This window comes from Acinetobacter sp. LipI_23 (assembly GCF_058243045.1).
The window spans coordinates 430,308-442,832 of sequence record NZ_JBZAYJ010000001.1 but is presented as its reverse complement, the minus strand read 5'-3'; the positions used below and the strand labels follow the sequence as shown (position 1 = coordinate 442,832).

The window sequence follows — 12,525 nt, the reverse complement described above, 5'->3', positions numbered from 1 at the left end:
TCAAAAATAGGCAAAATCATCAAAAAGCAATCGCCTACGCTACTTTCTGAACATTGCACAACAAATACCACAATGTAATCTGTTTAGTTTAATCGAGATTAATCCCAAAATCTAAATTAATCGATTGGCGCTCAATTAAAGCACTCTTTACCGTTTGCTGACGAGGCTTATGATGGGTTTCCATGCTACACAAATTTCGCGTCAGATCATTCAAAAAATAACTTTCGACTTTGCGCCCTTGCTCATCAATCACGTCTCGCGCCCACAGACTTAAATTTTGCTTGGTTAAAATCAGCTCATTCTGAGCACGGGTCAGTGCCACATACAAGACCCGACGCTCTTCTTCGACATCATTAAAATCACCTTGGGCACGTGCATGCGGATATTGCCCCGGGGTGACATTGACGACATAACAGACTTTTTGCTCTGTACCTTTGGCCGAGTGAATGGTAATCAGGGTGACGACATCGCTATCGGACTGGCGTTCAATTTCAGAAATCGACACAGGATCAAGCACATATTCCTCTAGGAACTCACTCAACTGGGCATGTTTAGAAGCCAATTGCTTCACCAGCTCAAAGTCACCTTGGCGGCGGTTCCAGTCTTTTTTATAATTTTCTGCCAATTGTGCTTCAATCGCTTGAATACCCAAACTGACACAAGCCTGTACTTCCTGTTTCAGTACCTTCATTTGCTTCATGATCAACAAGGTTTCAGCTGGAATCCGCCCAAATTTCTCTAATTTATCAAAGATCAAATCAAACTCAGGCTCCAGTAAAAGTTGCTGAGCAAGACGACTTGCACCGACATCTCCCACCCCATTCCACAGAGTGAGAAAACGCATCCATGCAATATCATCTAGAGGATTGGCAATCACGCGTAGCAAGCTCAGTAAATCTTTCACATGCGCGGTTTCAAGCAGTTTCATGCCCCCAATAAAGCGATAGGGGACATTGGCTGCAATACATGCTGCCTCAATATGCCGGGCTGCAAAGCTGGAACGCACCAAGACCATATGATCCGACCAGCGCTGTCCCTGTAAGTAATGGCGCTCTTTAATGTCGATCGCGATCCATTTCGCTTCATCAAACTCATTTGGGAAAATATGCATGCGGGGCTTCACACCCTCACCCCGATGAGCATCTAGGCGTTTGTTATATTGAATTTCAGATTGATCGAGCAGCCAATTGGAAAGGTCTAAAATTTCTTGGGTTGAACGATAGTTTTGCTCCAATTTAAACACCTGAGCATTCGGCACACGGTCTTTAAAATGGTGAATATTTTCAAAATCTGCCCCACGGAAACCATAAATCGACTGTGCATCATCACCGACACAAAACAGGCTCACTTTGTCTTTAAGGGGCTCAAGCAACGCCCACTGCAAAGGATTGGTGTCCTGCATTTCATCAACCAACATGTGTTTGCAGAGCGATGCCACATAGTCGGCTAAACCTTCTGAGTGGTCGAGTGCTGAGGCCACGATCGCCAGAATATCGTCATAATCTAAAAAACTACGCGCACGTTTTCGTGTCTCGTACTCTTTCATGATTTCCGCAATTTGATCTTTAAAAGCCAAATGCTCAGGATGCTGTTTTTCTAAGGCATCACTCAACTTTTGACGCGTATTGCGTGCAAAAGAATACAAATCGCATAATTCTTGCGGTTTAGGTAGCTGATTGGGATTTTTTTTATCATCTTTCCCACGAATCAGGCGGAACATCATCAGTTGATCATCACGATCAATAATTGAAAACTGCTCTAAACCAAAGGCTTTTGGTATGCGGCGCAGGAGATACATACAAAAAGTATGAAAAGTGGAAGCTCGCAAACCTTTTGCCTGCTCACCTAAAGCCAACTCCACTCGCGCCACAATCTCACTGGCTGAACGACGAGTAAAGGTTAGAATCTGGATTTGGTTGGCTGGAATCCCTTGATCAATCAGGTATGCCGCACGTGCCACAATGGTTTTAGTCTTGCCACAGCCAGCCCCTGCAAGTACCAGACTGTGTTGTGACTCAGTCGTGGCAGCTTGTTTTTGCTGCGGGTTTAATTCATCAATTAGGCTGGCTAAACTCATAATCACTCATCAATACATGGACAGGCATAGTTTAACAAAACTATGCCTTTAATATGAGACCACAACAACGATTATCCACCTCAGTCTAGGCTGAGCTTGTATCAGCATGACCAGATATGTTCGTATCTTGTAGAACCTCATCCACATCTCATCCTAAAACACACCATTTTTCTTATATTTAAAGTGGTCTATCCCCCATTTAAGAGCTGCTGAACCACCTTCTCACAACTCTTTTCCAAATTGTGCTCAGCGTGTTTCAATGCTGTGGTTAAATCACAGTTGGGCTCATTAAGCGAAATAATTTGACTAAACCCTTCATCAAATAATGACTCAATATCCTCTCCAACACGCCCAGCAAAGGCAATCACGGGTTTATTCAACTGTTTGGCGAATTGAGCCACCGCCCACGGCGTTTTACCAAACTTGGTTTGGAAGTCGATACTGCCCTCACCAGTAAACACATAATCTGCCTGTTTTATTTTCTCAGCCAGTTGAGTTTGTTCAATCACCCACGTCGCGCCAGACCGAAGCTTAGCACCTGTGAATGCCATCAAACCAAATCCTAGCCCACCTGCAGCCCCTGCCCCTACAACATTACGTATCTGCATATTCAGCTGTGTTTCCACCACATCTGCAAAGTGACTCAAGTTTTGATCTAACTGCTCAACCATCACTGCACTCGCCCCTTTTTGCGGGCCAAACACATATGACGCACCCTGTGTTCCACACAGCGGATTAGTGACATCGGAGGCAATTAAAACTTGAACCTTTTGCAAGCGTGGGTCTAAAGCCTGCATATCCATCCACTCAATCTCTTGTAAATGACCACCACCAAGGAGTACTTCCCGCCCTTGTACATCTAAAAAGCGCACTCCAAGCGCCTGTGCCATGCCACTGCCTGCATCATTGGTGACACTGCCTCCAAGAGCCAAAATGATTTTGGACACGCCTAGATCCAATGCATGGCAAATCATTTGCCCCGTTCCCAAAGTCGTGGTCAGCAGTGGATTCCGCTGAGCAGGTTCAAGCAGATGAATACCATTGGCTTTAGCCATTTCAATAACCGCTGTTTGACCTTCATCAAATAGGCCCCAATACGTTTTAATTCGTTGTGATGGCAATGGCCCTGTCACATCACATTCAACTTTTTGGCCCGCTAATGATGTGAGTAAGGCATCAACTGTACCTTCACCACCATCTGCCATGGGTACATGCACACATACAGCATCAGGAATTATTTTTTGAATACCACGCTGCATCGCTGTACAGGCCTGCTCCGCAGTCATGCTTTCTTTAAATGAATCGGGCGCAAGTACAAAAGTTTTCATCGTGTGAAATATTCCATAAATTTATATTTGCCAGCTCTCAAACTTAAATAACAAGGGTGTTGAAATATTAAAGGAGTGCTAAAGCACTTCTTTTTATTCAGATTGATCATTTAGACATCTGCTGAACTTTTCGGGACTTCTCTTTTGATATAAGAAGCTAAAGAAAGATAGTTAATCCCTTGGAATAAAATATCGAATGCTAAAAATAATCCCAACACCCAAAATGGGGCATCTGGGGTAGTTAAAATCATAATCCCGGCGATTAGAGTTAAAATACCTGAAAAAAGTGTCCACCCCCAACCTTGGAATGTACGAAATAATATCGCATTAAAAATACGAATCATGCCTGCAATGATCAGGAATACTGCCAAAATACTGGTCAATACAACGGCTGTTTTGACTGGTGTTGTAAAAGCATAATAACCTGCAACCCAATACAACACACCAAAGAGTGCCCATAACCAACGAAAGCCACCATCAAAAATCTTAAAAGCCGCAATCAAATGCAGTACACCTCCGAGCATCATCAATACACCAAAGATAAAGACTGCAGATAAAGTCGCTAGAGGTAGTGATGCAAAAAGGATTAAACCAAACAACACCAATAAAATCCCTAAACCTAGGTACCACTTACGGTTTTCATGCAGTTGATGGCGAACTAAATCATTACCTACTGTTTTCATATTCTTCTCAAGTCTGATTTCGTTCATTTAGTTTTAACATGTTTTTCAACAGACTTGTAGGTATGAATTTATCCACATAAGCACACAGGATTGTGGATAAATTCGACATTATCCACAGTTACTTTTTCCAGCCAATTTCAATCGCGGTGATTTCATTCACCAAGGTATCATCAATCGTTTCTGGCATTTTACTTTGTGTTTGCGAGGTTGGAATGTGCCCACCCATGAGCTCAGCCTTGGCTTGTGGGAACAAAGGTTGCTGATTTGGATATGCATAACCCACTGGATACATCGGCTGCCCAGTAGCTAAATCATACTTATCACTGGCACCAAAGGCATGTAAAAGCTCATGTGCAAGCACCACTTTGTTTTGTTCGGTTTGCTTGGTCGATGCAAATAAATTCACCGAACCAATACGTCCTTTTTGTAGAGCAGTCGAGTGTTTCAGTTCTTTGGTCAATGCAGGGTCATAATAGTTCAAATACAAAGTAACAGCTGGTGCACCATCTGAACCTTGATGGTTTTTCCATGCATAATAACGGAACTTTAGGCTCCACAAGACCGTATCCAATAAACTTGTCTGCTCAGGCACTTTCGGTGGTAGCTGTTTGAGTTCACGCCCAAGTTGGAAGTAAATCGCAATCGGTTGACCGCGATATGTCGCCGACATCTGCTCTAAATAGCCTTGTACGGCTTGTAAGTTTCCAAGGTTCAATTGCTGAATATATTGCTGAGTTGTACCTTGTCCATCTGCATTCACTGGATGCAGTAATACAATAATTGGCTTGCTCCAATCTTGATTTTGATCTCGATATGCATTTAGCGCCACTACCAACAAAATCAACAGCAAGATTAAAATACGAATTTTTTTCCACATATTATGAAGTACTCTGTTTTTTCATTTTTCTTAAATACATCTGACTCATATCAATTTTAGTTTCAAATAAGTTAAGTGTTTTGATTAAGCCTGATAGTTTTGCTCGACCATAATTTCGGGAGTCAAAGTCAGGCTTTACAGCGCTAATATATTGTCCAACCATACTCAAATAGCCCAACCATTTTCATCTGCATTATCCTTAACTGCTTTATAAATTAAATTTAAGGTTGCCCGATCAACTGTTTCAGGTGGAGAATATTCCTTGGACTGAGTTAATGCTTTTTGTTCAACGGTTTTTAATGTTTCTGTTTGCTTCTTGTCGGTAGGCTCAGAAAGATACTCTTCTTCAATATTCTTAAGATCGCTATCCACAATCAAATTTTCAACATAAATAAATTTATCGCATGCTTTCTTAAATGCTTCTGGTGTTTTCTTTTTTCCAAAGCCATAAACACTCAAACCATTTTCACGAATCCGAGATGCTAAAGGCGTAAAGTCACTATCACTGGAGACGATACAAAAACCATCCAAGGCCCCAGCATAAAGTAAATCCATTGCATCAGTGATTAAGATCATATCTGTAGCATCTTTACCTTTTGTGTAGGCAAACTGCTGAACTGGTGTAATCGCATGTGGTAAAAGCACTTCACGCCAATTTTTCAGAGTTTCACTACTCCAATCCCCATACACACGCTTTACACTAGCAATACCATATTTTGCGACCTCTTCAAGCACAGAAGGAATAGCACCAATTGATGAATTATCAGCATCAATTAATACGGCAAACTTTTTTGTTTGTATGTCCACGTATACCCCAATATGCTATTTTTTAGAAATTATGATTAAGGGATTGTGACATAAAAAATGCCCACCAAAGTGAGCATTTCTTGATTATTTCTAAGCAATTAAAACTTAAGCTTCAACCCATTTTCCATCATTGAACACCAATGACCATTTGGTTTGTTTGCCCTCAGGTGTTTCAGAACCAATATATTGCGCTTGATTCTTACGGCTAAACTTCACAAGTGTTGGATTACCTTCAGGGTCAACATCAGGTGCTTGCAAAATAAACTGATACTTTGGATCAAGTTGATCGGCAACAGAGCGTAATTCAGCAACCTTAGGAGCACGGGTTTCACGTACTTTCGGGAACTTACTTGCAGCCAAGAATAAACCTGCTGCCCCATCACGTAATACAAAAAAGTCATCATGCTTGGTTGAACGTAAATGTTCCATCTTAATCGGGTCTACACGCGGAGGTGCAGGTTGACCACTTTTTAAGACTTTACGTGTGTTATCACAGCTTGAGCAAGCAAAATAAGGACCAAAACGCCCAGTCTTCAGCTGCATTTCCCCACCGCACTTATCACATGGAATGGTTGGGCCATCATAACCTTTGATTTTGAACTCACCTTCTTCAAGTTCAAAACCAGCACAGTCTGGGTTATTACCACAGACATGTAGCTTACGACCACCGTCGATCACATAACTATCCATCGCAGTTTCACAGATTGGACAGCGTTTTTTCGACATCAAATCTGCTGTTTCTGCTGCGTCATCATCAGAAAGTGCGGCAAGTGATTCAACTGGCGTTAAGTTCAACGTGCCTTTACAACGCTCTTTCGGCGGTAAGTTATAACCTGAACACCCTAAGAAGACACCTGTGGTTCCCGTACGAATCTGCATTGGGCGGTCACATTCTTTACAGTGAACCGCTTCAACCTCTACAGGTTGGTTGCGGCGCATACCGCCTTCACCTTGCGCATTGGTCAGGCGTTTTTTAAAGTCGCCATAGAAACTGTCAAGCAACTCTTTCCAATTGCGTTCGCCATCAGCCACTTTATCGAGCTGACCTTCTAAGTCCGCGGTAAAGTCATAGTTCATGAGGTTATTGAAACTTTCATCTAAACGATCAGTAACAATTTCACCCATTTTTTCTGCATACAGACGGCGGTTCTCGAGTTTGACATAACCACGGTCTTGAATGGTCGAGATAATCGCCGCATAGGTCGATGGACGACCAATGCCCTTTTTCTCAAGCTCTTTCACCAATGATGCTTCAGTAAAACGTGCAGGTGGCTTGGTAAAGTGTTGCGATGGATCTAATTTTTCAAGCGTCAGGATTTCACCGACTTTCACCGCAGGCAATAACACATCATCGTCCGACTTGTTTTGACCACGGACTTTAGTGAAACCATCAAAGACTAAGGTGCGACCTTTGGCTTTAAGTTCAACACCGTTGGCATCCACTAAAATAGTCGATGACAAGTATTCGGCCGGTGTCATTTGACACGCGACGAATTGACGCCAAATCAAATCATACAAACGTTGTGCATCACGTTCCACACCCACTAAGCTATCGCCTTTTAAAGCCACATTCGATGGACGAATCGCTTCGTGGGCTTCTTGTGCACCCGCTTTGTTACCATAGCGGTTCGGCTTAGCAGGCAGATACTTCGTACCAAACTCGGTCTCAATATGATGACGCACCATATTCACCGCATCGTCACTCAAAAAGGTCGAGTCGGTACGCATATAGGTAATAAAACCCGCTTCATACAAACGCTGCGCCAACATCATGGTTTTCTTCACAGAGAAACCCAAACGTGTACTGGCTGCTTGTTGTAAAGTCGAGGTGATATACGGCGCGCTCGGATTCACCTTGGTTGGTTTATCTTCGCGTGCTGAAACTTTGTAATCTGCGTCTTTAATGAGCTTCAATAAAGCATCGGTATCGGCTTTATTGCGTAGCTTTAAGGCTTTACCTGCTTGTTTGACGGCTTCTAAACGAATCTCATCGGTCTGTGACTTAGTGTCTGCAAAAACTTGCCAGTATTCTTCGGGAATAAACGCACGAATTTCACGCTCACGCTCAACCACCAGTTTAACTGCGACAGACTGAACACGACCTGCCGATAAACCACGAGCAATTTTTTCCCAAAGTAAGGGCGAAATCATAAAGCCGACGACGCGGTCTAAAAAACGGCGTGCTTGTTGCGCATTAACTTTATCGATATCAAGGCGAGCTGGATGCTTGAATGCATCTTGGATGGCATTTTTGGTAATTTCATTGAACACCACACGTTGATAACGTGAGTCATCCCCACCAATCACTTCTTTTAAATGCCAAGCAATCGCTTCCCCTTCACGGTCCAAGTCCGTTGCGAGATAGACCTCGTCAACTTGCGAAGCAAGCTTTTTCAGTTCAGCAACCACATGCTCTTTGCCAGGAAGCACTTCATAATGTGCTTTCCAGTCATGCTCAGGATCAACCCCCATACGATTGACCAGTGCATTTTGTGCTTTTTCAGCTTTCTGAGCATCGGTCAGTTTGGTTCGTGTTGCTGGCTTCTTTTCTGCGGTCTTACTAGAACCACCTGTAGGTAAATCACGCACGTGACCCACAGATGACTTCACAATGTAATTCGAGCCTAAATATTTATTGATTGTTTTCGCTTTTGCAGGCGACTCCACAATCACTAAAGCACGCTTTTTCCCAGCCTCAGGAGAATCTGCTGTAGTACTTTTGGATGTGGACCGAGGAGCTTTCGCCATATTAACCGTTAATCCTGTTTCAATGGGTCTGTAAAATTAAAGTTCAGCCAAAGACTGTAAATATGCTTTCATGGCATCTAACTGGGTTGCTCTTAAGTCAGAATGCTCATCCCAATAGAGTCCCACGCAGTTTGCTTGCATATCAATAGCATAAATACCCTTTAATTCAATGGGTAAATGTTTAAACTTGTCATCACCTATAATGAGCTCAAGCTGCTGATCAACAACGCGAGCGCGCATTAAAGGTAGGCGTGCTTCTGGAATCAGTACACTGTAGTACGCCACCATGCTGGCCCGGTTTTCCGAAGCCATTGGTATTTTTGTCCAGTCAGGTGCTGCGACTAAACGCGGGTGTAAACCCATCTTGCGCGCTTTATCACGCATTTCACCTAAAGCTTTCTCTCTTGGACTTACACGAAGTCCAAAAATCGAGCCGAGGATGAATAAGATGATAAATCCGACAACCCAAATTCCAGTATTTTCCATAGCACAACCTTTTTATTCCTTTATTAGAGTTGCATAAGCACAATATAAAACGCAAGTTTGAACGATAAAATTAATTTAAGAACATTTCATGACTATATAGAACTTCATGTCCATTCCAGTAAATATAGCCTTTATCGAGTAACTCTTTCAGTAACATACGCACATCTGACTTCGGAAACATTTGCTCAAGCAAATCACGGAGCGCATAGATATCTTTGGGTTTATTGGTTTTTAACTCGCGCAGTTTTCGTGCGACCTCAAGCTGTACAGGGTCAATCTGTGCAAAGTTTTTAAACAACTCTTGTTGCGCGGACTGCGTATCTACAGTTGGTTCAAGCTTATCCACGACACTGTCTTTTTGCAGTTGCTGTAGCGCTTGTTGCATGCTTTGCGGCTGTGTAATTGGGTCTTGTTCATCTAAATTCAGTGCTAACCACTGCTTCAACACTTTTTTACGAAAGCGAATCTGCTCATCATAGCGTTTGATGATTTTGAGATTAATCAACATCCCCACCACCCGCTGCGTCTTTTCAGGTACGAGTTGCAAAATATTACTTATTGAATTTTTTAGACCGTCCAATGTGTTCGGCTTACCTGACATTTTCCCCAAAGCATCACAATATTTTTTGACCATTGTTAAATAAGGCTGATTTTTGATGCTGTCTAAACTGGGAAGATGACGTTGACTTGGTACAGCTTCAGACTGTATTAGAATCAAATTGCTCTGAATATCCGAAGATTGCATTAAGTCCAAAAGTATCTCTGTTGTATTGACCGCAGAGATAATTTCAACCTGCGTCTCTGGCTCAAGCAAAGCCATTAACTGCCCCACTACAACGGCGTATTCGAACTCTTTTTGCTCGGCTTTGGGCGTGTCTAAAATCACCACTTGACCACTGCTGATCCAAGCAGCCAGTTCCGTCAAATCTTGCAACGCATACTCAAATTGACCTTGGCAATGAAACAAATACAAAGTCGGATAATGCTCCACAATTTCACGTAACGTTTTTGCGCTAGGAGTATTATTTTCAAGGTCAAGAAGAACAACTTTTTGAGTCATAGGACAGTTTTTATGGGATGCACCAGAAAGCGGCTATTAGAGTAGGAACTGCATCAAAGGTCAAATGATTTCGTCAGTCAAATCTGGCTTATAAGTTGGGCAAAACAAAAAAATGGAGAAGACTCAGCAATATTCTTAATCTACATCACCTCATTTTTTGTGCCCCAGACAGCAAATGAACTTAATAATGTGGTGGGCGATCGGCCATCGGATCAAATGTCGCAATTCCATCGGACAAATCTGAAGATTCAACACGTTGATACAAAATTTGCATTTGTTTTTTTAAATCAGCAATTTCCAGTCCTTGAATCACCAATTGTTCATTGAGCTGTTCAACTAAATCATCTAAAAATGCAATTCGGACTTGCAAATCTTCAATGGGTGCGGACAATGGCGCTTGATTATCAATATTTTGTTGTTTAGACACTTCAAGTCCTCATTTGAGATTTTTCAGGAAACATTATGGCCTATATTACTTTAAGGGATGTCCAACTTGCGTTTGGTGGACCTGCCTTGCTCGACGGCGCGAACTTTTCATTAGAGCGCGGTGAACGAGTGTGTTTAATTGGTCGTAATGGTGAAGGTAAGTCTACTTTACTTAAACTGATCGAGGGAAGCTTATTACCCGATTCTGGTGAAGTTTCTCTACAAAATGGCATTACCATTTCGATGTTGGCGCAAGACGTCCCAATGGACTCGGGCAAAGTGGCGGATATCGTGGCAGACGGCGCAGGTGAAGCCGCTGATGTGCTCAGAGCCTATCATGAAGCCAGTGATGCTTGTGTACTTGGAGACATGGAAGCATGTGACCGCATGGGTAATTTGCAACACAAACTAGATCAGTTGGATGGCTGGGCTTTAGAAACCAAAGTCAATTCTATTTTAAGTAAAATGGGCCTAGACCCAGATGCCGATTTGGCCGATTTATCGGGTGGTCGTAAGCGCCGTGTGCTGCTTGCTCGTGCGCTCCTTACTCAACCCGATGTGCTATTACTGGACGAACCAACCAACCATTTGGACGTTGAAAGTATTGAATGGCTCGAGAAGTTTTTACTTGATCAAAATAATTTAACTTTACTGTTCATCTCGCATGACCGTTCATTTGTGGACAGCATTGCGACTCGAATTGTTGAACTCGACCGCGGCACCCTACGCAGCTATGAAGGTAACTACTCACGTTACCTCGAGCTGAAAGCACAGCAAATGGAAGCCGAGGAAAAGCAGAATGCACTGTTTGACAAACGTTTAGCTGAAGAAGAAGTGTGGATTCGCCAAGGCATTAAAGCGCGTCGTACGCGTAACGAAGGTCGTGTACGTGCCTTAAAAGAACTACGTGAACAATCAAAAGCGCGTCGCTCACAGCAAGGCAAAGTCAGTATGGCAACACAAGACGCTAGCCGTTCAGGTAAAGTGGTCTTTGAAATTGAGAACTTAAGCGTTCGCTTTGGTCATGATGCGCCGATCATCAAAGACTTCTCCGCATTGGTGTTACGTGGTGACCGTATTGGTCTTGTCGGTGACAACGGTGTCGGTAAAACTACCCTCATTAAAGCCATTTTAGGCGAACAAGAACATACGGGTACGGTGAAAACAGGTACGCAATTGGAAGTGGCTTACTTCGACCAATTACGTAATGCTCTCGACCTTGAAAAATCTGTCAAAGATAACGTGTCAGAAGGTTCGGACCATGTCGATGTGAATGGTAACCGTCGTCACATTTACAGCTATTTGCAAGATTTCTTGTTCTCACCAGAACGTGCGCGTACACCAGTCAAAGCTCTTTCAGGCGGTGAGCGCAACCGTATTCTTTTAGCCAAGTTACTACTTAAGCCATCTAACTTAATCGTGATGGACGAACCCACCAATGACTTGGATATGGTAACACTAGAGCTGCTAGAAGAAATGTTGTCTGACTACAAAGGCACTTTACTGCTTATTTCGCATGACCGTGCCTTTATGGATAACGTAGTCACCTCAACTTGGGTGTTCGATGGTAAAGGCAATATCGATGAATACATCGGTGGTTACCAAGATTACTTACAACAGCGACCAGACCAAACTGCGGTTGACCAAAAAAGTGCTGTGAAAAAAGCAGCGGCGAAAGCTGAAGCGAACGCAGTACCTGCTAAAAAAGTCAAACTCAGCTATAAAGATCAACGAGCGCTTGAACAGCTGCCGGCCGAAATGGAAGCACTGGAAAAAGAGCAAGCGGAAATCAATGCCTCACTTGCAGATGGTTCATTATTTATTTCAGATGCAGACAAGGCGATGACGTTGTCGAATCGTTTGACTGAAATTGATGAGCTATTGCTGGAAAAACTGGAACGTTGGGAAGAACTGGAAAATTTAACCAAATAATTTTTCGTAAGCTCCATAAAAAAACTCCGCGTGACGCGGAGTTTTTTATTAAACGTGGCTGACGATGCTCGCCACCTATTAGCTCCTTCGTCATACGGTAC

General features: G+C 42.9%; 9 protein-coding genes and 1 pseudogene. 1 reads left to right on the top strand and 9 read right to left on the bottom strand.

Going from position 1 to position 12,525, the window contains the following annotated elements; all coding sequences use genetic code 11:
• Positions 1-88 precede the first annotated feature (88 nt).
• The 9 genes and pseudogenes from AC4CVD_RS02160 to AC4CVD_RS02120 form a co-directional block, all read right to left on the bottom strand.
• Entirely contained in the window at positions 89-2,077 is a 1,989-nt protein-coding gene (locus AC4CVD_RS02160; protein WP_490751930.1) for an ATP-dependent helicase, read from the bottom strand.
• Between the two features lie 188 nt (positions 2,078-2,265).
• Positions 2,266-3,405 carry a glycerate kinase gene (locus AC4CVD_RS02155; RefSeq protein WP_426977720.1) on the bottom strand — a complete coding sequence of 380 codons (1,140 nt, stop codon included), beginning with the start codon at positions 3,403-3,405 and terminating at the stop codon, positions 2,266-2,268.
• A gap of 110 nt (positions 3,406-3,515) precedes the next feature.
• Entirely contained in the window at positions 3,516-4,088 is a 573-nt protein-coding gene (locus AC4CVD_RS02150) for an HdeD family acid-resistance protein (protein WP_426977722.1), read from the bottom strand.
• 118 nt (positions 4,089-4,206) lie between these two features.
• Positions 4,207-4,965 carry a hypothetical protein gene (locus tag AC4CVD_RS02145; protein WP_490751928.1) on the bottom strand — a complete coding sequence of 253 codons (759 nt, stop codon included), beginning with the start codon at positions 4,963-4,965 and terminating at the stop codon, positions 4,207-4,209.
• A 1-nt stretch (position 4,966) separates the two neighbouring features.
• A pseudogene (locus AC4CVD_RS02140) lies at positions 4,967-5,772 on the bottom strand (NYN domain-containing protein).
• A gap of 105 nt (positions 5,773-5,877) precedes the next feature.
• Positions 5,878-8,520, bottom strand: coding sequence for a type I DNA topoisomerase (topA, locus tag AC4CVD_RS02135; RefSeq protein ID WP_490751926.1), 2,643 nt, complete (start codon positions 8,518-8,520; stop codon positions 5,878-5,880).
• A 36-nt stretch (positions 8,521-8,556) separates the two neighbouring features.
• On the bottom strand, positions 8,557-9,006 hold the full coding sequence (locus tag AC4CVD_RS02130) for an ammonium transporter (RefSeq protein ID WP_114836437.1): 450 nt from the start codon (positions 9,004-9,006) through the stop codon (positions 8,557-8,559).
• Positions 9,007-9,076: 70 nt separating this feature from the next.
• Positions 9,077-10,066, bottom strand: coding sequence for a hypothetical protein (locus AC4CVD_RS02125; protein WP_490751924.1), 990 nt, complete (start codon positions 10,064-10,066; stop codon positions 9,077-9,079).
• Positions 10,067-10,247: 181 nt separating this feature from the next.
• A complete protein-coding gene (locus AC4CVD_RS02120; RefSeq protein ID WP_004692513.1) occupies positions 10,248-10,493 on the bottom strand; it encodes a SlyX family protein in 246 nt (81 codons plus the stop codon).
• A 35-nt stretch (positions 10,494-10,528) separates the two neighbouring features.
• On the opposite strand from AC4CVD_RS02120, the gene AC4CVD_RS02115 reads away from it, so the two are divergent.
• Positions 10,529-12,424 carry an ATP-binding cassette domain-containing protein gene (locus AC4CVD_RS02115; RefSeq protein WP_419283082.1) on the top strand — a complete coding sequence of 632 codons (1,896 nt, stop codon included), beginning with the start codon at positions 10,529-10,531 and terminating at the stop codon, positions 12,422-12,424.
• The last annotated feature ends 101 nt before the right edge of the window (positions 12,425-12,525 follow it).